At 71.5% G+C, this 19,515-nt stretch carries 16 protein-coding genes; 5 read left to right on the top strand and 11 right to left on the bottom strand.

Annotation, left to right across the window (positions count from 1 at the left end):
* Positions 1 to 66: 66 nt before the first annotated feature.
* From OIE74_RS01345 to OIE74_RS01335, 3 genes are all read right to left on the bottom strand, one after another.
* Complete coding sequence (locus tag OIE74_RS01345; RefSeq protein ID WP_329377480.1) at positions 67 to 789, bottom strand: chitinase; 723 nt, start codon at positions 787 to 789, stop codon at positions 67 to 69.
* A 217-nt stretch (positions 790 to 1,006) separates the two neighbouring features.
* Complete coding sequence (locus OIE74_RS01340) at positions 1,007 to 1,525, bottom strand: lytic polysaccharide monooxygenase auxiliary activity family 9 protein (RefSeq protein ID WP_329377478.1); 519 nt, start codon at positions 1,523 to 1,525, stop codon at positions 1,007 to 1,009.
* Between the two features lie 352 nt (positions 1,526 to 1,877).
* Entirely contained in the window at positions 1,878 to 3,041 is a 1,164-nt protein-coding gene (locus OIE74_RS01335) for a hypothetical protein (protein WP_329377476.1), read from the bottom strand.
* A gap of 265 nt (positions 3,042 to 3,306) precedes the next feature.
* Between OIE74_RS01335 and OIE74_RS01330 the strand changes: the two genes are divergently transcribed.
* Positions 3,307 to 4,350, top strand: coding sequence for a glutathione S-transferase family protein (locus OIE74_RS01330; protein ID WP_329377474.1), 1,044 nt, complete (start codon positions 3,307 to 3,309; stop codon positions 4,348 to 4,350).
* A 109-nt stretch (positions 4,351 to 4,459) separates the two neighbouring features.
* Here the strand turns inward: OIE74_RS01330 and OIE74_RS01325 are convergent, their stop codons facing one another.
* On the bottom strand, positions 4,460 to 5,182 hold the full coding sequence (locus OIE74_RS01325; RefSeq protein WP_329377472.1) for a Clp protease N-terminal domain-containing protein: 723 nt from the start codon (positions 5,180 to 5,182) through the stop codon (positions 4,460 to 4,462).
* A 158-nt stretch (positions 5,183 to 5,340) separates the two neighbouring features.
* On the bottom strand, positions 5,341 to 6,117 hold the full coding sequence (locus tag OIE74_RS01320; RefSeq protein ID WP_329377470.1) for an SDR family NAD(P)-dependent oxidoreductase: 777 nt from the start codon (positions 6,115 to 6,117) through the stop codon (positions 5,341 to 5,343).
* A gap of 115 nt (positions 6,118 to 6,232) precedes the next feature.
* Between OIE74_RS01320 and OIE74_RS01315 the strand changes: the two genes are divergently transcribed.
* Positions 6,233 to 6,823 (top strand): TetR/AcrR family transcriptional regulator, encoded by a 591-nt coding sequence (locus OIE74_RS01315; protein WP_329377468.1) that lies wholly within the window; start codon positions 6,233 to 6,235, stop codon positions 6,821 to 6,823.
* Positions 6,824 to 6,861: 38 nt separating this feature from the next.
* On the opposite strand, the gene OIE74_RS01310 is transcribed toward OIE74_RS01315, so the two are convergent.
* From OIE74_RS01310 to OIE74_RS01300, 3 genes are all read right to left on the bottom strand, one after another.
* On the bottom strand, positions 6,862 to 7,746 hold the full coding sequence (locus OIE74_RS01310; RefSeq protein WP_329377466.1) for a sigma-70 family RNA polymerase sigma factor: 885 nt from the start codon (positions 7,744 to 7,746) through the stop codon (positions 6,862 to 6,864).
* A gap of 91 nt (positions 7,747 to 7,837) precedes the next feature.
* A complete protein-coding gene (locus tag OIE74_RS01305) occupies positions 7,838 to 8,515 on the bottom strand; it encodes a nucleotidyltransferase domain-containing protein (RefSeq protein WP_329377464.1) in 678 nt (225 codons plus the stop codon).
* Between the two features lie 29 nt (positions 8,516 to 8,544).
* Positions 8,545 to 9,750, bottom strand: coding sequence for a Cmx/CmrA family chloramphenicol efflux MFS transporter (locus OIE74_RS01300; protein ID WP_329377462.1), 1,206 nt, complete (start codon positions 9,748 to 9,750; stop codon positions 8,545 to 8,547).
* 668 nt (positions 9,751 to 10,418) lie between these two features.
* Between OIE74_RS01300 and OIE74_RS01295 the strand changes: the two genes are divergently transcribed.
* The 3 genes from OIE74_RS01295 (at position 10,419) to OIE74_RS01285 (ending at position 15,874) form a co-directional block, all read left to right on the top strand.
* Positions 10,419 to 10,787, top strand: a complete 369-nt coding sequence (locus OIE74_RS01295) for a DUF952 domain-containing protein (protein ID WP_329377460.1) — start codon at positions 10,419 to 10,421, stop codon at positions 10,785 to 10,787.
* Between the two features lie 129 nt (positions 10,788 to 10,916).
* Positions 10,917 to 15,332, top strand: a complete 4,416-nt coding sequence (locus OIE74_RS01290) for a HEAT repeat domain-containing protein (RefSeq protein ID WP_329377458.1) — start codon at positions 10,917 to 10,919, stop codon at positions 15,330 to 15,332.
* Positions 15,329 to 15,874, top strand: coding sequence for an AAA family ATPase (locus tag OIE74_RS01285; RefSeq protein ID WP_329377456.1), 546 nt, complete (start codon positions 15,329 to 15,331; stop codon positions 15,872 to 15,874). Before OIE74_RS01290 ends, OIE74_RS01285 begins: the two co-directional genes overlap by 4 nt.
* Positions 15,875 to 15,908: 34 nt before the next feature.
* Here the strand turns inward: OIE74_RS01285 and OIE74_RS01280 are convergent, their stop codons facing one another.
* The 3 genes from OIE74_RS01280 to OIE74_RS01270 all read right to left on the bottom strand — a co-directional run bounded on the left by OIE74_RS01280 (position 15,909) and on the right by OIE74_RS01270 (position 19,394).
* Positions 15,909 to 16,748 carry an alpha/beta fold hydrolase gene (locus tag OIE74_RS01280; protein ID WP_329377454.1) on the bottom strand — a complete coding sequence of 280 codons (840 nt, stop codon included), beginning with the start codon at positions 16,746 to 16,748 and terminating at the stop codon, positions 15,909 to 15,911.
* Between the two features lie 129 nt (positions 16,749 to 16,877).
* Positions 16,878 to 18,119, bottom strand: a complete 1,242-nt coding sequence (gene manD, locus OIE74_RS01275) for a D-mannonate dehydratase ManD (RefSeq protein ID WP_329377453.1) — start codon at positions 18,117 to 18,119, stop codon at positions 16,878 to 16,880.
* A 246-nt stretch (positions 18,120 to 18,365) separates the two neighbouring features.
* On the bottom strand, positions 18,366 to 19,394 hold the full coding sequence (locus OIE74_RS01270; RefSeq protein ID WP_329377451.1) for a LacI family DNA-binding transcriptional regulator: 1,029 nt from the start codon (positions 19,392 to 19,394) through the stop codon (positions 18,366 to 18,368).
* Between the last annotated feature and the right edge of the window lie 121 nt (positions 19,395 to 19,515).

Here is a 19,515-nt window from a genome sequence, read left to right as displayed (position 1 = left end):
CAGCGACGAGGGGTGGCACCGCCGTCACCGGCGGTGCCACCCCTCGTACGCGTCCCAAGGGCCGCGTCAGCAGCTGAGGTTGCCACCCGGCTCCACACCGAGGATTCCGGTGAACTGGGTGTACTTGTCGATACGGCTCTGCACCTGGGCGGGGTTTCCGCCGTTGCATTCGATACTGCCGTTGATGCTGCGGATGGTCTCGCCGAATCCGGCGCCGTTCACGATCGCGTTGTGGGGGGTCATGGTGCCGGGGCCGGTCTGGGTGTTCCAGTACCAGAGGCCGGTCTTCCACGCGACGGCGGAATCGTTCTGCACGAGGTCGGGGTTGTTGAGCAGATCGATGCCCAACGCGTCCCCGGCCGCCTTGTAGTTGAAGTTCCAGCTGAGCTGGATCGGTCCGCGGCCGTAGTACTTGTCGGTGCCGGCCGGGCAGCCGTAAGGCTGTGAAGCGTCGCAGTAGTGCGGGTAGTTGGCGGTGTTCTGCTCGACCACATGGACAAGTCCACCGGTCTCGTGACTGACGTTCGCCAGGAACGCCGCGGCTTCCTGCTTACGTACGGTGTCACTGCCCGTTCCCGTGAATCCCGGGTACGCGCTCAGCGCGGCGTTCAGCCCGCCGTAGGTGTAGAAGGGATTCTTGTTCGGGAACATCTGGTTGAACTGCGACTCGCTGACGATGAAGTCGGCGGCGCCCTCCTCGGCGGCGGACGAGAGAGGGGCGAGCGACGTCAGGGAGAGAGCGGCGGCCGACGCGGTCGCGGCGAACAGGCCGATAAGGCGCTTACGCAAGGGATTCACTCCTTGAAAGGGCCTCGGAGACATGCCGCGGCCCAGGTGTGTGGGGGGTGGGTCGAGCGGCACCGGTGAGCCCCTTCTCGCAGATCAGGGGCTCACCGGCGCGGGGATCGGGCACCGTCCGGCACAGGGAGGGGCACCGGGGGAACGCCCGGCGGTCAGTGCTTCTTCGGCGGAGGGATCGTGGTTACCGGCTCCGCGGGAGAATTCGTCAGCCGCCGATGTTCACGTCGATGCACGCGTAGAACGCGTTCGCGGTGTCGGCGATGTTCCAGACCGCGAGAATCTCCTGCTTGCCCGACAGACCGCCGAAGTTGACGTTGTGGGTGACCGTCGCTCCGGGCTGCGCGCCGCCGTCGTTGAATTCCGCGACCTTCTGGCCGCCGACGAAGTACTGCCAGGTGCTGGTGGAGTGCCGCGCGGTGATCTTCCAGTTGAAGTTCTGGCTGGAGCCGATCGGGGTCACCGCCCAGCCCTTGCCGTCGTCGTCCAGTTCGCTGAAGCGGGAGTTCCCGCCACTGCAACTGGTCAGGCCCTTGGGGCCTTCCACGCTCTGGGGCTCGTACTTGACGTCACCGCAGCTGACGGTTCCGGCGGCACACTGGGCCTGCCTGCTCGGCGGGTCGGAGATATAACCGTGGGCGCTCGCGGAACCGGCGGGAAGGCTTATCGCGACGATCGGCGCGATCACCGCACCGAGGGCGACGGCCATCTTCCTCTTCGAATGCATACGTACTCCTTCACATCAGGTCTTCCCGCTCCGTACCGGTCCGTGGGGGGACATGAGTACGGTGCGGGCGGGCCTCTCAGGTGTGGGGCCAAGAGGCGCGAAGGGCGGTGGCGTGCGGCCTTTTCCGAAGGCATTCATCCGCGCGTGCATTCGGCAAAGGTCTTTACCACTTGGCCTAGACCATACAGGCAGTCGCGTGCACGTCAAGAGGCTTGTGTGAACGATCAGTTGGACCGCCGCAGGGCCCGGTCACGGCCGATCGAACGGCTGATGGAGCGTCGCGACGCGACCGTCCCCCGCTCGTGGCCGGTGACAGACCGCGAACGGGGGACGGGGTGTGAGGTGGGGATTCTCAGGCGTCGTAGGGGCTGCCCGCCGCCGGCGACCGCAGGGGCGCCTCCTCCGTTGTCTTCTGGCGGAGCATCAGGGCGAAGCCCGCGAGCGCCAGTGTGACCCCCGCGCAGCCCACCGCCGCGAGACTCGCCCAGCCGAACTCCGCGCCCAGACTGCTCTGGAGGAGATCGGTGGTGCCGAGGCTCGACAGGGTGTGAGCCGCGATGGCCCCGACGGCCGTTGCCGCGCTCGCCGCCCAGATCCGCGCGGTGTCGGCCACCGCGAGCCAGGCGCCGAACATCAGGCAGAGCACGGTGACGACGAGGGACACGGCGTCCGCGTAGCCGCCGGACCGAAGACCGGCGAAGTCGGTGGGCAGATGGATCACACCGCACGCGAGCAGCGCGACGGCGGCGGGCCGGCGCAGCCGCGAACGCAGAGGGGATCGCAGGGCGGACGGAGCCGAACGGTCCCGGTCGCGCTCCCGGTCCCGATCGCGGGGCCCGGCCGGCGGGGCGAGGCGCGGGACCTCGGTCGGGGGACCGGCCGGGGCGCTCATCCACGGAGCGACGTGTTCGGGCTCGGGCTCGTGCTCCGGCTCGGGGCGGCGAGAGGTGTGGGCCATGGGGTCGGCGAGGCTGACGAGGTTGATGGGGCCCTCGCGGCGGTCGTCGCGAGTGTCGGGCTCGCCGGGCCGGGCTTCCTCGTCGGGCCGCCCGAACGCTCTGGGCGCCGGCCTCCGATGGTCCGCGTTCTGAGGGGCGGTCGCGAAGGGCGGCTCGTTCTCGTGGGTGCCGAGGTACGAGACCAGCTGCGCCACCTCCTCGATCGGCCGCCCCACGGCCGCGGCGCGCAGCGTCGTGTCGGCCTCGTCGAATTCGTGCGGCGGCTCGTTCAGCATGGCGACGAGCCGCATGACCTCGTCTATCGGACGCGCCACGGCGGCGACCCGCAGGGCCTCGTCACCGGGGTTGGGCACCTCACCCGTCCGCTTGAGCAGCATCACCAGCGCTGCCACTTCCTCCAGCGGGCGATACGTAGCGGCCGTCCAGAGCAGCGTGCGTATGGGCTCCTCGCCGGACTCCGCGAGCGGGTCCCGCGGTCCGGCGGGCCCATGGGCGTCCGGGTCGGGCAGTTCGTCGAAGTGGTGTTCGTTGTTGGCGGGGGTGGGGTCGAGCGGCATGGCGCGGCTCCCTTGCGTCGAACTTCACGGGTAGGCACACACCGTGTTGGTCACGGTGCGTGAACAGCGCGCACGCGTCGCTACAACAAACCCACACCTGTCCGTGTTGCGCCATCCGGGACGTACTTATGTGCGGCATAAGAGGGGTCCACGCTGCCCGTACCGGTGTTTCCGCGCATGCTGGACACCGTGGGGGAGAGCGGCCGGCCGATGGTCGAAGGCCGGCCCCGGGCTCTCCTCAGGGGTCCACCGGGGAAGGATGGTCATGAGCGACGCAACCGGCGCCAGGGAAGCCAAGGGCAGGGAGGGGAACGCGGCGCACGCCAAGAAGCCCTTCAAGCGTTCCAGGAGTCATTTCACCGACCGCATCACGGCCGACGGCCGGGACGGCTGGCCCGTGGAGGCCGGTCGCTACCGGCTGGTGGTGAGCCGCGCGTGCCCGTGGGCGAGCCGCGCCCTCGTCTCCCGGCGGCTCCTCGGCCTGGAGGACGCCCTCTCGCTCGCCATCGCCGATCCGATCCAGGACGAGCGCAGTTGGCGCTTCAGCCTCGACCCCGACGACCGGGACCCCGTGCTGGGCATCCGCTTCCTCAGCGAGGCGTACGACGCGCGCGAGACGGACTACCCCGGTGGTGTCAGTGTGCCGGCGATCGTGGACGTACCGAGCGGGAAACTCGTCACCAACGACTACCAGCGGATCACGCTCGACCTCGCGACCGAGTGGACGGCGCTGCACCGGCCCGGCGCGCCCGATCTGTACCCGGAGCCGCTGCGCGACGAGATCGACGAGGTGATGGAGGGTATCTACCTGGACGTCAACAACGGTGTGTACCGGGCCGGTTTCGCGACGAAGCAGAGTGACTACGAGCGCGCGTACCGCGATGTCTTCCGCCGGCTCGACCTGGTGTCGGAGCGGCTGGCCGGTCAGCGGTATCTGGTGGGGGACAGCCTCACCGACGCCGACATCAGGCTGTTCACCACGCTGGTGCGCTTCGACGCCGTCTACCACGGGCACTTCAAGTGCAACCGCAACAAACTGACCGAGGATCCGGTGCTCCAGGCGTATGTGAAGGACCTTTACCAGACGCCCGGCTTCGGCGACACGGTCGATTTCGATCACATCAAGCGGCACTACTACATGGTGCACACGGGTGTGAATCCCACCGGCATCGTCCCGCTGGGACCCGATCTCTCCGGCTGGCTGACACCGCACCACCGCGAGGAGTTGGGCGGCCGGCCCTTCGGGGACGGCACCCCGCCCGGTCCGGTGCCGGCGGACGAGGAGGTCCCGGCGGCCGGACGACCTTGAGGATTACGCCGGTACGCCGCCGGCCCCGGCGCGCTCGCGAGGAGGCGCGCCGGGGCCGGCGGCGTACCGCTCGGGAATACCGGGCGGGGACAGCCGGAGCCGGGTCGGATCAGGCGTTCTCCTGTGCGGCGACGATGGCGGTCAGCGCCTCGGAGACGTAGGACTCGGTGGCCGGCTTGTTGATACCGAGCCCACTGAGTACCCCCTTGCCGTCCTCCTGTTCGAGCAGGGCGAGCAGGATGTGCTCCGTGCCGATGTAGTTGTGCCCCAGGCGCAGGGCCTCGCGGAAGGTGAGTTCCAGGGCCTTCTTCCCGCCCGCGTCATACGGAATGAGGTCGGGCACCTCCCCGACGGCCGGGGGCAGGACGGCCTCGACCGCGTCACGCAGGGCTTCCGCCGTCACGCCCTGCGCGAAGACGGCCAGCGCGCCGATTCCCTTGGGCTCGCTCAGCAGGCCCAGCGCGAGGTGTTCCGTCCGGATCTGGTCGTTGCCGGCGGCGCGGGCCTCCTCCTGGGAGGTCATCACCACCTTCCTGGCCCGGTCGGTGAAGCGGCTGAACCCCTGGCTGGCGTCGAGGTCGGTCCCCTCGTCCTGGGCCTTCGCGACGAACCGCTTCTGGGCGGCCTGCCGGGTGACCCCCATGCTGCGGCCGATGTCCGTCCAGGAGGCGCCGGAGCGTCGTGCCTGATCGACGAAGTGACCGATCAGGTGATCCGCCACGTCGCCGAGATGATCCGCGGCGATGACCGCGTCGGAGAGCTGGTCGAGAGCGTCGGTGTGAACCTTCTTGATGGCGTCGATCAGATCGTCGAGCCGGATGGGATGCGTCATGTGTCAACGGTAGGTTGACAGGGGTAAGGGTGTCAACTCGGTGTTGACATCTTATCGGCGAGTCCTTCCGCTCGTCGATCCACCGGTTGCGGGCCTCCCCGCCGCCTGCTTGCCGGCGCCCGGGGCCGCGCCGGTCCGCGCCGGTCCGCGACCAGGGCTCACGCGGCGGAGATGACCGCCACGCCCACCCGTCCGCCGTCCACGTCGATCACCGTGCCGTGCACGAAAGCGGCCTCGTCCCCGGCGAGATACACGGCTGCCTGGGCCACCGCGTCCGGCATCCCTGTGGTTCCGGCGGGCGTGCCGTTCATCATGGCGGCGGCCGGGTGCGGCCCGGTGTCACCCGGCTCGGGCGCGCGCACCACCCCGGGCGAGATGCCGTTGACGCGCACCCCGCGCGGGCCGAACTCGGCGGACCAGGCCCGCGTCAGGGTCTCCAGCGCCCCCTTGGTGGCGGCGTACCCGCTGCCCACCGGGATGCCGAGGCGGGCCACCCACGACCCGAGGTTGATGACGGCGCCGCCGCCCGCCGCCGCCATGGCGGGAGCGATCGCCGCGGTGAGGAAGAACGGTGCCTTCACGTTCACCGCGTACACCAGGTCGAGGTCCGCCTCGGTGGTGTCCGGCGTGCTCGCGCCACCCGTGGTGACGCCGACATTGTTGACGAGGATGTCGATCCGCCCGCCGAGCGCGCACGTCGCCTCCTCCGCGAGCGTGCGGCTCGCCCGGGACGTCCCGTCGAGATCGGCGGCGACGAAGTCGGCGCGCCCGCCGGCCGATCTGATCTCCTCGACGACCTGGGCGCCGCGCTCCGTGCTGCGGCCGGAGACGATGACATGCGCCCCCTCGGCCCCGAGGGTGACGGCGATCGCCCGGCCGATATTGCTGGTGGATCCCGTGACGAGAGCTGTCTTGTTCCGCAGACGTGTGCCCATGACTGTGCGCTTCTCCTGTGGGAGTCGGACGGGGCCAGACTGAGACTGGACCGCCTGGTCCACAACGTAACACGTGAAATGGACTGTGCGGTCCAGAGTTGGTAGCCTCGGCGATGTGTTGACAGCCAGAGGTGCCCGCACCAGACAGCGGATCGTGGAGGGCGCGGCCGGTCTGCTGCGCGAGCGGGGCGTCGCCAACGTCAATCTGGACGACATCCGGGCGGTGACGGCCACCAGCAAGAGCCAGCTCTTCCACTACTTCCCCGCCGGCAAGTCCGACCTGCTGCTTGCCGTGGCCGAGTACGAGGCCGAGCAGGTGCTGGCGGACCAGCAGCCGATGCTCGGCGATCTCACGTCCTGGGACGCCTGGGATGCCTGGCACCGGCGGATCATCGAGAGGTACGACGCGCAGCGGCAGCGCTGCCCGCTCTCGGCGCTGACCAGCCAGCTCGGCATGGCGGACCCGGCGACGCGCACCATCGTCACCGGCCTGTACGACCGTTGGCACGCCCATCTCGTCGCCGGGGTGCGGACACTCAAGGACGCGGGAGAGATCGACGCGTCCGTCGACGCCGAAGAGTCGGCGACCGCGATCCTGACCGCCGTCTCGGGCGGCGCTGGCATGCTGATGGCGACCGACCGGATCGACTACCTGGAAGTGGCACTCGCCCAGGCCCTCGAAGGGCTCCGACGGCGCCCTGCCTGACCCGCACCCGCTCACTGCCATGAGTTGACACCCCTCGCTCAGCCGTCCAGGACCGTCAGATCGAGCCGGCCCAGCCGCTCGGGGTCGTTGAGGATGTCGATGGAGGCGATCCTTCCCCCGGAGATCGTGAACGCCATGACCGAGACCGGCTGCCCGTCCGTGGTCGCGACAACTCCCGCCGCGCCGTTGACGAGCGCCGGCCGCGACACCTCGGCGAACCGGGCCGCGAAGATCGCCCCGCCCGCGACGGCCGCAGCGCCGCGCACCAGACCGCCAGGACGCAGCGTCCCGCCGTCCGAACGCACCACGATGTCCGGGTCGAGCAGCGCGACCAGCCCGTCGAAGTCACCGTCCCGCGCCGCCGCGAGGAACGCGTCCACGACCTCGCGCTGCTTGACGACATCCGGGTCGGGGGCCGGAGCCGCCCCCCGCACCCGCCGCCTGGCACGGCTGGCGAGCTGCCGCGCGGCGGCCGGGGTGCGGCCGACGACCGGGGCGATCTCCGCGAACGGCACCCCGAACAGATCATGCAGGACGAAGGCCAGCCGCTCGGCCGGAGTCAGCGCTTCGAGCACCACGAGCAGCGCGGGCCCGACCGAGTCCGCGAGCAGCACCTCGTGTTCCGGGTCCACGCCCGCCGCGCCGCTGATGATCGGGTCGGGCAGCCGTACGGGCTCCTCCAGCGGGTCCTCACGCCGTGAGCTACGCGAGCGGAGCATGTCCAGGCAGACGCGGCCCACGACCGTCGTCAGCCAGCCGCCGAGATTCTCCACCTCGCTCGTGTCGGAGCGGTGCAGCTTGAACCACGTCTCCTGGACGGCGTCGTCCGCCTCGCTCAGCGAACCGAGCATCCGGTAGGCCACCGCCCGCAGATGGGTGCGGTGCGCCTCGAAGCGCCTCGCCAGGAATTCGTTGTCGTCCATCGCCGTACCTCTCGACCCCACCCGTCGGTGCGTTCCTTCACCGTGTTGACGTGTGGGACGCGGCGGGTGTGACGAGCGGCGGCCGATCACCTCACCGGTCGCCCGCGTGCTCCAGCCGCGCGAGCCACGGATGCAGGCGATGCGAGACTTCGGTGCGGGATCGGTTCTGCGGGCCGTACGCCAGGGAGATCGCCCGCGCGAGCCAGTCACGCCCGTCGCGGGCCAGCAGCGGCAGTACGGCGGTGAAGTCCTCCTCGTCCTTGGGGCGGAGCTGCCGCGCCTTGTAGAAGAGCTGCACCTCGGGTGCCAGATACGGCACACCTTCAGGGGAGGTCACGCCCAGCTCTCCGACGGGGCGGCGCACCCGGGGATCGTGGCGCGACGTCCACTCCCCGCCGTGCGATTCGTCGAGCATGACCTGGATTTTCCAGGGCTCGCCGGGCCCGGGGCGGCACCAGATGTCGTGGACGCCGACCGGCAGGGTCTCGCCGGACGCCCAGGGGCGCAGCGTGCCCGGCGGATCGGCGGCCCACCACTCCCAGCCCACCAGGGCCTGCTGCGCCGCGAGTTGGTCGCGGCGCAGCAGCAGGACGTCGATGTCGCCGTGGGGGCGGAAGGCATGGCCGACGGCGTACTCGATCGCGTAACCGCCCGCGATCCACCACGGGCAACGCAGGACGGAGAACAGCCGCACCACCTCGGCGGGCGCTGCGCATTCCCACCTCCCGAGCGGCGTGTCCGGGCTGGAGGTGTCTTTGCCGACCGGCACAGGAGCGGCCTTTCATTATTGAGAGGGGTCTAGCTTTTCACTGCGACTGAAGCTGTCGTGAGTTCCGGCGAGCAAACGAGACGGGTGACACCGGCCGTGATCAGAGCGAGGACCATCAGCACCGCGCTCACCCACACCGGTGACCGGAAGCCCAGGCCCGCGTCGATGGTGAGCCCGCCGAGCCAGGGACCGGCCGCCGCACCGACGTTGAAGGCCGCAGTCGCGAAGGCACCGGCCAGAGTCGGTGCGCCGGGCGCCAGTTGGAACACCTGGGAGATCATCGCCGAACCGGTGCCGAACGCGAGCATCCCCTGGACGAGGACGAGCGCCACCACCGCCAACGGACTCACCGCGCCCAGCGCCAGCGCGCTCCAGCCGAGCGCGAGAGACACCATCCCGGCCAGGACGAACGTGCTCCGCCGCGCGTCGGCGACACGGCCGGAGACGGTGACGCCGACGAACGACCCCACACCGAACAGCGCCAGCAGGGCGGGCACCCATCCGTCGCCGAGTCCGGTGACGTGGGTGGCCAGCGGTTCGAGGTAGGAGAAGGCGCCGAACGTCGCGCCCTGGACCAGCGCCATCGTCAGCAGCGTGAGCAGCACGCGCCGGCCCGTGAGGGCGCGCAACTCCGCCCGTACGGTGGGAGTTCCGGTGCTCGCGGCCGAGGACCTCGTGGTCGTCGCGGGCCTGTTGTCCGGTACCGAGGTCACGATCGCGACGAGGGCGGGCAGCGACACGAGAGCCACCGCCCAGAACGCGGCCCGCCACCCCAGGTGTTCACCCAGCAGCGCCCCGGCGGGCACGCCCACCACACAGGCGACGGTGACACCACCGACCACGACCGACGTGGCACGCGCCCGCGCCGCCGGCTCGACCATCGCGAGCGCGGCGACCAGGGCGACCGCCCAGAATCCCGCGTTGGCCAGCGCGCCGACGATCCGGGTCGCGAGCAGCACCCCGTAACCAGGGGTCACGGCGCCGACGACATGCGCGGCGACGAAGGCGGTCAGGAAGATCAGCAGTGCGCGGCGGCGCGGCCACTTACGGCTGAAGAGCGCCATCAACGGCGCGCCGATCACCATCCCCACGGCGAATGCCGAGGTCAGGAGCCCCGCGGCGGGGATGGACACCTGCAGGTCCTCGGCGATGCCCGAGACGAGCCCGGACAGCATGAACTCGGAGGTGCCCTGGGCGAAGACGGCGAGCCCGAGCACGTAGACAGCGAATGGCATGAAGGAACCCCATGGGAGGCAGAGGAATTGACGGCCTGTCATGTGATGCGGGGGAGGTGGGCCGCGACCGTGAGGCGGCATGACGGCGTGTCACGGCGCAGGGGGCAACGCGGCGGAGTTCTGCCAACCGTCGGGCAGGCCCTGGGAGTTCACCGAGGGTGGCCAGGACGGACCGGACAGAACAGGAGACGCGGAAACGCGGGACTCTGCGAGTGCCGACGTTCAGAGGCGGCCCACACGACGGCGGACCGGCGGCAACAGCCGTACCGAGCACTCGTGCACGACCCTCACGGTCGTACGGGCGTCAACTCGACAGCGGATCAGCCACCGGGCGACCGGTGGCTAGAGTCTGTCGGCCTCGGGGCTGGTCATGACCGGCAAACTACCAGCCGCGCCGTGCGGTCTCCACCCGGATAACGATGTGCGGGTACGGGCAGCGGGTCACTACCTTCACGCGCGAGCGGCGATGGTTCGTGCGTCGTGGCACCGGTGCGGAGCGCCGAAGGCGAGACGGTACGGAGACTGGGGGCGCACCCCGGCAATGTGCTGCTGCCTCCTCCGCGCACCGCACGAACGGACCGCGGACACCGAACAGGCGCGGATGGTCCGTTCCGGTGAGTGCGGCGGTGCGGACGCGCGGGTCCCGTCCGGACAGCTATAACCGCCCCATGCTCTATCACTTCGCGGTACTGGAAAACTGGCTGGCCGATCCGGACCGGCCCTACGCGCCGCCGTCACTCGCCCGCGACGGCACGGTCCACTGCTCCCCGACCGAGGAGGCAGTGCTCTTGGCGGTCGCGCGCTTCAACCACGACACGGCCGGAGTCGTCCTGGCCATCGACGAGACAAGGGTGGACGTCCCGGTCGACCGAGTGGCACCGCCCGCCCGGTCACCGCTCGCCCAGCGCCCCGGATTCCGGATGGCCCGGCTCCGGGGACCCCTCAACCGTGACGCCGTGGTCCAGGTCATGGACATCGTCCGCAGCCAGGACGGCGAGAGCTGGGCACTGGTCGCGCGGGACAGCTCCGCCACATAGGGTCTGTCGTTTGGATCAGGCCTGATCCAAACGACAGACCCTGGCTGACACCGGCGGACGTCGGGGCCGGTTCCCGGCGGCCGAATCTCCCTGGTGGGGCGATCGACGCCGCGCCTAGGATCGATCGCGATGACCCCGGTGGACGAAGCCCTCGACGAAGCCTTCGACGACGCGCTCCGGCGGGCCGACGTGCGTCGGCTGTCCGTGCTCGTGGACGCTGCCCGCTGCCCGCCCGTCGTCTTCGAGCGGCTGCTCCGGCACGAGGACGCCCCCGTACGGTCGCTGGGGCTTGCGCTCCTCGGAGAGCGGGCCGCCGTCGGTGAGCCGGCGGAACTCGGTGCTCTGCTGCCCACGGCACTGTCCGCCGCCGGGACCTGGTCGGCGGAGGACGCTCTCGTCCTGGCGGAGCTGTACGCGCGGCTCGGCCCGTACGTGCCGACGCCCTACGCCGTCGCGGGCCGAGCCCCGGCGTGGCGTACGGCCCGGCTCCCCGTACGCGTACAGATCGCCTGGCTGCGCGCCGAGATCGCGGGCGACCCGACGACCGTCCGGCGAGAGCCCGCGGGCGAGCTGCTTCACCACGCCGTACGCGGGACGGGCATCGCCGGGGCTCGCCGGCCCCGACAACTGATCGCGGAGCTGCTGGACAGCGGCGATCCGGTGCTGGTGGGCGAGTCGCTGAGACTGGCCCGGGAAGGCCTGCACGCCGGAGTCCTGTCGGCCGCGCTCGTACGGGCCCATCTGGCGCGCCTGCTCGATGTCGACGCGGCGCCCGCGACCGTCGCCGCCGCCCTGGCCGAACTCGCCGAGCCCTGGGCGGTGTTGGAGCCCCTGCCGCCCGGTCGCCTGTCCGCCGTGTCCACCCTGCTGAGCGCCGCCGAAGCGACCGTACGACCCGAGGTGGCCGAAGCCGCGCTCACCACACTCGCCCGCTACGGCGAGAGCGGCGTACTGCGCCGGGCCGTTGACGACCCGGACCTGACGCCCCGGCTGCGCCGCCGCGCCCTGGAACTGCTCGGCTCCCTCGCGACACGCGACCACATCCACGAGCTGACGGCCGTCGCCACCCGCGACCCGCTGCTCTTCGGCGAGCCCGCCATCGCCTGTCTGCGCGGGCTCCACCGGCGCGGACACTTCGTGACCGCCCCCGATGTCCCGGCCGTGATCGCCCTCGCGCTGGCCGACCACGCCATCGCACCGCGCGATGTCGCCACCATCCTGTTCACCTGCCGTCAGGAAATGTTCCGGTTGCTGACCGACGCCCCGGCCGATGATCCGCAGTGGCCGCGCCGCCTCGACCTGCTGGTCGCGCTGGCCGGACAGGGCATGGGGGAGTCCGGCGACATCCCGGTCGGCGACGCCATCGCCAGGGCGCTGGAGGCCACTTCGGCCCCTCGGCCGTTCTTCGACGCGCTGCGCGCGCTGCGGCACACGGCCGCCGAAGAGGCGGTGCTGACGCGGCTTGAGACGGAGCCCGGGGCCGCTCTCGACACCCTGGAGGCGATCGGGGGATCCCGGACCGTCGCCGCGCTGCGGTACGGACTCGGGCTCACGGCGAGCGGCGGCGGGGGCGGGGGCGCCGGGGGCGTCATCGCTCCCCACCTGCGCGCCGTACGGAACCGGGCACTTGAGCTGCTCTGGCAGCTCACCGAGGACGCGGCAGAGCGCCGAGCCCTCCTCGTACGTCTCGGCCCCGCCGACCTCCCCGCGCGGATCGCCGCCGATCTCGGCGGTCCCGACGAGGGCGAACTGGCGCTCCTGGCGGCCCGCGTGGACCGGGCCGACCCGGTGACGGCGCTGTGCGGACTCGCCGCCCACGGCGGCGCGAGTACGATCCCGGTCATCGCCGATCTCCTCCTGGACGTGGTGGCCGAACTGGCCCTGCGGGAGCGCGTGTTGACCGAGCGTCGCCGCGACCAGTCCCCGCAGCCTGACGGCCCGGCCGCAGGCGAGGCGGTCGTACCCGGCGAAGTCCTCGAAGCGGTACGGGAGTTGGGCCGACAGCTCCACGCCAGGCGCAGGATCCGGCCGATCTGCCTGCTCGACGCCTCCGACGCGGACGCGGCCGGCAACGCACTGGCCGCGACCGTCGTTCTCGATCTGCTCGACCGCCCCGGGCCGACCGACGACGAGCGGGTGATCCTCCTCGAACTGCTCACCAGAGTTCCGTATCCGCACACCCGGCCCCGCGTGCATCGGATGCTCCGCCACCGCAGTCCCCATGTGCGCAAACACGTGATCGCGCTGCTCGCCCAGGACACCGAAGGCGACGACGCGCAGGCGCTCTCAGCGAGCCTCATCACCCTGACCACGGCCGACGACATCCAGACCGTACGGCAGGCACTGCTCGCCCTCGGCCACACACGCGCGCGCTGGGCGTCGGACGCGATCGCCGCCTGCCTCGACCACCCGAACATGAACATCAAGAAGACCGCAGCGGGAGTGCTGGCCCGAGCAGGCACCGCGGTCGCCGTACCTCAGCTCCTCAACTGGCTTGCCCGGCATGACAATCCGGGATTCAGGACCGCACTCGTCGAGGCGCTGCGGTCCATCCTCGGTGCCGCCTACGAGGCGACACTGCGCGCAGCCCTCGACCGCGCGGAGGAGCCGCGCGCCCGCACGCTGCTGAGCGACTGCCTCGCGGAGTGCTCGGCGGGCAGGGCGGCGCTGTCCGACGTCGACGCACTGGAGACCGGCGGCTGGCAGCCGGCGGTCGCGTTGCGGATCGCCGGACGCCGGGAGCTGCCCGCGCGCCACCTGCTGCGCGCGCTGCGGCCGACGCACGCGGACTGGCTCGCCCTTGCCGACTCGCTGCCGGACTCGATGTCCGGCACGCGGATGGGTCTGGTCAGGGTGGCGGTCGGAATCCGCCCGAGCCGGCTGTCCGACGACGAGCGGCGGACCTACGCACGGCACATCGGGCTTCTGCTCAGGTGCCTGACGGACAAGGCGACGTCGGGTGCTTCTAGTGACGACGGACGCGACGTCGTCTCCGTCCTCGAAGAAGTGGCACCAACCTTGCCGACGGTGGAGAAGCGGGCCGTCGCCGCGACGGTACGTGCGCTGTCCGCCGTCGCGCCCGCGCCGACGTTGCGCCTGCTGCGCGGCTGCGGCGCCGTGCTGGTGCGCGCGGACCTGGACCAGGCGCTCGCCGCGGCGGCCACCGCCCGAGCCGGGGGAGCCGTACTGCGCGAGGCGTTCGGGATCCCGGACGCACCCGCATCCCCGACCAACTCCCGTGCGGAACTTGCCGCGTTGGCCGACGCGTATCCGACCGCCGATCCCGCGACCCGGTCCGCTCTGCTCGACCGGATGACGGCTCTCCAACCCTTGGACGTACCGCCCTGGACTCTCGGGGAGACCGACGCCGACACCTCGATCACGCGGAGACCGAACCGGACGGTGCGCGCGGACGATCTGGACCAGCCACGTTCGGCGGCCCTGCGCGCACGTCTGCTGGGCATGCTCGACGCGCCCGATCCGGACCGGCGTCGCACCGCGGCTCTCGCGCTGCTCAAGTGGCCGGATCCCGAACTCCGTTCGGCGGTTCTGCGCGCGTACCTCCACGGTCGCGTCGACGTCGAGATCCCGCCCGGCGCCGTACCGGCGGGCGCGCTCGCCGCACTGCTGGGGGAGACGGAGCCGGGCGGGATCCGGTACGAGCGGCTGGCCCGCGTGGCCTCACGACTCGGCCCGTCGGCCCTGGAACCGCTCGTACCCGCGCTTCTGGAGCTGTGGCAGCGGGCCCCGGAAGCGGTTCGTCCCGTCCTGGCCGCCGTCCCGGCGGACACGCTCGCCGTGACCATCGCCGACCGCGTCATGGCGGGCGCGTGGGGGTTCCTGGACCTTCTCGCCGGTCGTCCGGTGCTCCGCACCCCCGAGCTCACCGAGATCCGCCGCCGGCTGCGCGCCGAGCGCCGGGACCGTGTCGCCGACAGCCTCGTCCTCGTCGAAGGACCGCTGCGCGACCCGGCCGCCGATCGTCAACACGCCAACGTACGAGCGCGGTTGACGGAGCGGGGAAGACCCACGGCCGGGCCCTCCCGCCAGGATCTGCTGCGTCTGGCCCGTACCGGCAGCCCCGATCGGATCCGCCGGGCGCTCACCCTTCTCGCCGCGGACCGCTCCCGCTCGACAGACCCCGACGACCCCGAACTGCGCGAGCTGATCGGCGAGTTGCTGCACCACCCGCGGCCTCGTGTCCGGCTCCACGCCCACCGCACGTCCCGAGCGCTGTTCGACCGGGCGACGTACCTCGGCCACACGTCGTCGCTGCTGAACGATCCGCAGCCGGACGTGGTGCGCTCGGCGGTCCGCACCCTCACCCACGCGGGCTGGGAGCCCGCCGTCCCCGCGATCGTCGCCCTGCTCGACCATCCCCACCCGGCCGTACGCGGCGCGGCGGCCGACGGTCTGAAGCACCTGGGCCGGCGGGTGATCCCCGCGCTCCGGCACACGGCCGACCACGCGCGGCCCGACAGGCGGTCCCTCTACACGTCCTTGCTCGACCGGATCACGGCAGCGGAAGAGGAGAGAACAACATGATCGTCTGGGTGAACGGTTCTTTCGGCGCGGGCAAGACGACACTGGTCGCGGAGCTGTCGAGCCGTTGGCCCGACGCGCTGGTGTACGACCCGGAGCAGGTCGGCCTCGTCCTGCGGGACATCGTGGACGTCCCGACCGGGGACTTCCAGGATCTGCCGCTGTGGCGAAGCCAGTTGGTCTCGCTGGCGCTGGGGCTGCTCAAGGAGTACGAGCGGCCGGTCCTCGTGCCGATGACGCTCGTGCATCCGCTCTATGTGAGCGAGGTCTTCGGCGCGCTGGAGGCGGCCGGAGTCACCATGCACCACTTCTTCCTCAAGGTCCCGGCGGACGTGCTGGAGCGCCGCCTCAGGGCCCGGGTGGTCACACACGGTGGCGGCGACCCGGAGCGCGACGCCGCCGGCCTCGAATGGGTCATGGAGAGGATGGTGCGCTGTGTGGCGGCGGTGGACACCATGCCCACCGGGACGATCTTCCTGGACGGCGAGCGGCCGACGGCGGACCTCGCGGACGACCTGCTGAAGCGGGTCGGCGCCGAGATCTGACCCCGGCCCCGACTCCCCGTCGCCCGGCGGGAGTTCAGGCCAGGAACGCCGCCGTCGCCGCCACGAACCGCTCGGGATCGTCACGCCAGGGGAAGTGCCCCGCGCCGGGCTGCACGACGAGTTCGGCGTGTCGGAACAGCCCGGCGAACTCGGTCACGACGGCCGGCGGCGCTCCCGGATCGACCTCGCCCGCGAGCAGCAGCACCGGCCGCTCGAACCGGCCGAGTGCCTCGCGCGTGGACTGAGGGTCGAAAGCGCCCTCTCCGGCGAAGACGCCCGCTGCCTCGTCGTTGCGCTGAGCCTCCCCGGCGCTCTCGTAGGCACGCGCCTCCTCGTCCCAACGGCCGTAGGAGAAGGGCGTGATGGCCTGCCAGGTGTCGGCGGTCGCACGGCCCCGCGTGATCGCCTCCAGCGCCGCGTACGCCTCGGGGAACCACGGTTCGTCGTGGCGGGGCCGTACCGTCTCGCGCCGCACCTCGCCCGGGATCGGGATACCGACCGCCCAGACACTCGGGGCGATCAGCGCGAGCCTGCCGACGCGATCCGGGTGTCGGCCCACGTACAGCGCCGCCAGATTCACGCCGCTGGAGTGACCGAGCAGATCCATCCGGTCGAGTCCGAGATGCTCGCGCAGCGCGTCCACGTCGGCCACCAGCCGGTCGCACCGGTAGGACGCCGGGTCCGCGGGCACGGCGGACCCGCCCGTGCCACGGGGATCCAGCATGATCAGCCGCCGATGCGCCGAGAGGCCGCCCAACTCGCCGAGGTAATCGCAGGACTGCATCGGCCCGCCGGGCAGGCAGACCAGGGGAGAGCCATCGCCGTACACGTGGTAGGCGAGCTGTGTGGTGTCAGGTGCGGAGAAGGTAGGCATCGCGCAGACCCTGGCAGCGGCGCCGACCGGCGGCAACCGGGTTTTCGCCGGCCGGGCCCGCTGCGGTCACCGCGGCGCACGCGCCGCTGCGGCCACCCCCCTGCGCCCACCCGACTGCGGCCACCCCGCTCACCAGTCGTGCACCGTGCCGTCCAGCAGCCGGTTCACCGGCAGATACGCGGGGGAGTACGGGAAGCGGGCGGCGGCCTCCAGATCCAGCTCGACCCCGAGGCCCGGAGCCTCCGAGGGATTCAGGAGTCCGCCGTCGAAGGTGTACGAGGGCCGGAAGACCTCCAGTGTGCCGGCCGAGTGGCGGGTGTACTCCTGGATACCGAAGTTGTGGATCGCCACGTCGAGATGGATCGCGGCGGCCATCCCCACCGGCGAGATGTCGGCCGGACCGTGGATCCCGGACTTGGCGCCGTGCACCGCCGCCAGATCGAGGAGTTTGCGCAGGGCCGTGATGCCTCCGGCGTGGGTGACGGCGGAACGTACGTAATCGATCAGCCGCTCGCCGAGCAGCGTCGTGTAGTCGTTCACATGATTGAAGACCTCGCCGATGGCGAGCGGGGTCGTGGTGTGCTGCCGTACGAGCCGCAGCGCCGCCTGGTCCTCCGCCGGGGTGCAGTCCTCCAGCCAGAACAGACCGTACGGCTCAAGGGACTTGCCGAGCCGCGCCGCCTCGATCGGGGTCATCCGGTGGTGGCCGTCGTGGAGCAGGGGGAGTTCGGGGCCGAACTCGTGGCGCACCGCCTCGAAGACCGCCGGGATGTGGCGGAGGTAGGCGGCCGTGTCCCACACCTCCTCGAACGGCAGCGGGTGGTCGCCCGTCGCCCCGCTCCCGCCGCCGGTCCGCAGCCCGACCCCGGTCGCGGCGTCGCCGCCGTCCACGCCGTACACCGCGTCCAGGCCCGGTACGCCGGTCTGGATCCGGACCGCCCGGTAGCCCTGTGCCAGAACGGCGCGCACGGAGTCCAGCAGCTCCGGGATGTCCCGGCCCGCCGCGTGCCCGTACGCGAGCGCGCCGCGTCGGCTCCGCCCGCCGAGCAGTTGGTAGAGCGGCATCCCCGCGGTCTTGGCCTTGATGTCCCACAGGGCCATGTCGACGGCGGCGACCGCGGCCATGGTGACCGGGCCGCGCCGCCAGTAGGCGCCCCGGTACAGGTACTGCCAGGTGTCCTCGATCGCGCCCGCGTCACGGCCGAGCAGGAGGGGGGTGATGTGCTCGCGCAGATAGGCGTCGACGGCCAGTTCGCGGCCGTTGAGGGTGGCGTCGCCGAGCCCGACGACACCCTCGGACGTGGTCACCCGCAGGGTCACGAAGTTGCGGCCGGGGCTGGTGACGACCGTTTCGACGGACTGGATCTTCATGGGCGGTGGCCCTTCTCGGACGGCGAACTGACAGCGAACGGACGGCGGGCGCAAGGGGTTTCGGCTCGTCGAGGGTACGGGGCGAGGGCTTTTCGATCTTTTACGGCTCCGACTCCCGCCGGACCCGGCCCGCCGGGGCGCGGTCGCGGTGATCGCACCGCCCGGCGGTCGACCACCGTGCCGGCCCGGCCCCGCCCCGTGCCGGCCCGTCCCACCTCGCCCCGCCCCCGTCACGCGGAACCCCCGTCACGCGGAGTCGCGCAGGATCAACGTCGTTGGCAGCACGAGCTGTTGGTGGGCTGTGGTGGGCTCCGCGATCTCCTCCAGGAGCAGCCTCGTGATCGAACGGCCGATCGCCTCGATGGGCTGCCGCACACTCGTCAGCGCCGGTGTCGTATGCCGGGCGATGACCGAGTCGTCGAAGCCGATCACCGCCACGTCCTCGGGCACCCGCCGCCCCCGCTCACGCAGTTCGGTCAGCGCGCCCACCGCCATCACGTCCGACGCCGCGAAGACGGCGTCGATACCCGGGGCGCGGTCGAGCAGGTCGCTCATCGCCGTACGCCCGCCCTCCTCGGTGAAGTCCGAGACCGCGACGAGGTGTTCGTCCACCGGCAGACCCCGCTCCGCCAGGGCCTCGCGCCAGCCCCGGAGCCTGCTGTTGCCGACGTCCATGTCGAGCGGTCCGGTGATCGTCGCGATCGTGGTGCGCCCGCCGTCGATCAGGTGCCGTACGGCCGTCGCGGCGCCGCCGACGTTGTCGGAGTGGACATGGCTCAGGGACTCCTCGGGCGAGCGCCGGCCCGCGAGGACCGTCGGCATCCGCATCTCTTCGAGCAGGCCCGGGAGTGGGTCGTCGTCGTGGATCGACACCAGCAGCACGCCGTCCACCCGGCGGGCCGCGGCGAAGCGAGTGAGCCGGTCGAGTTCGCGCCGGTCGCGGACCAGGATGAGCAGCAACTGCATCTCGGTGTCGGCCAGTTCCGTACTCACGCCGCGGATCACCGCCGAGAAGTACGGCTCCGCCGCCAGCCGGCTCTCCGACTCGGGTATCACCAGCGCGAGGCAGTCCGTCCGGCTGGTGACCAGGCTGCGCGCGGCCGGGTTGGGTATGTAGTTCAGCTGCGAGATGGCCGTCTCGACCGCGGCGCGGGCCTTCGCGCTGACGCCGGGCGAACCGTTGACGACCCGGGAAACGGTCCCACGGCCCACCCCCGCAAGCTCGGCGACGGCTTCAAGAGTTGGCCGCTGACCTTGCTGTTTACGGCTGCTCATCGCTTCTCCTGACTTCTGCCCGCGAGGGCGGTCCGGTTCCTGTCCACGCAGGGCACTCGGCCCGCGACGTACCGTCCCGCCCCACTCGGTGCCGGACATCTCCGGGCAACGGAAATGTCTT

It is taken from the genome of Streptomyces sp. NBC_01716 (assembly GCF_036248275.1).
GTDB lineage: Bacteria > Actinomycetota > Actinomycetes > Streptomycetales > Streptomycetaceae > Streptomyces.
The sequence above is the reverse complement of the archived record's forward strand: the minus strand, read 5'-3'. Positions and strand labels throughout refer to the sequence as shown.

Excerpts from the sequence above, each read along its gene's own strand:
- OIE74_RS01340 (WP_329377478.1), bottom strand. The coding sequence starts at position 1,525 with ATGCATTCGAAGAGGAAGATGGCCGTCGCCCTCGGTGCGGTGATCGCG.
- OIE74_RS01335 (WP_329377476.1), bottom strand. The coding sequence starts at position 3,041 with ATGCCGCTCGACCCCACCCCCGCCAACAACGAACACCACTTCGACGAA.
- OIE74_RS01330 (WP_329377474.1), top strand. The coding sequence starts at position 3,307 with ATGAGCGACGCAACCGGCGCCAGGGAAGCCAAGGGCAGGGAGGGGAAC.
- OIE74_RS01325 (WP_329377472.1), bottom strand. The coding sequence starts at position 5,182 with ATGACGCATCCCATCCGGCTCGACGATCTGATCGACGCCATCAAGAAG.
- OIE74_RS01320 (WP_329377470.1), bottom strand. The coding sequence starts at position 6,117 with ATGGGCACACGTCTGCGGAACAAGACAGCTCTCGTCACGGGATCCACC.
- OIE74_RS01310 (WP_329377466.1), bottom strand. The coding sequence starts at position 7,746 with ATGGACGACAACGAATTCCTGGCGAGGCGCTTCGAGGCGCACCGCACC.
- OIE74_RS01300 (WP_329377462.1), bottom strand. The coding sequence starts at position 9,750 with ATGCCATTCGCTGTCTACGTGCTCGGGCTCGCCGTCTTCGCCCAGGGC.
- OIE74_RS01295 (WP_329377460.1), top strand. The coding sequence starts at position 10,419 with ATGCTCTATCACTTCGCGGTACTGGAAAACTGGCTGGCCGATCCGGAC.
- OIE74_RS01290 (WP_329377458.1), top strand. The coding sequence starts at position 10,917 with ATGACCCCGGTGGACGAAGCCCTCGACGAAGCCTTCGACGACGCGCTC.
- OIE74_RS01285 (WP_329377456.1), top strand. The coding sequence starts at position 15,329 with ATGATCGTCTGGGTGAACGGTTCTTTCGGCGCGGGCAAGACGACACTG.
- OIE74_RS01280 (WP_329377454.1), bottom strand. The coding sequence starts at position 16,748 with ATGCCTACCTTCTCCGCACCTGACACCACACAGCTCGCCTACCACGTG.
- manD (WP_329377453.1), bottom strand. The coding sequence starts at position 18,119 with ATGAAGATCCAGTCCGTCGAAACGGTCGTCACCAGCCCCGGCCGCAAC.
- OIE74_RS01270 (WP_329377451.1), bottom strand. The coding sequence starts at position 19,394 with ATGAGCAGCCGTAAACAGCAAGGTCAGCGGCCAACTCTTGAAGCCGTC.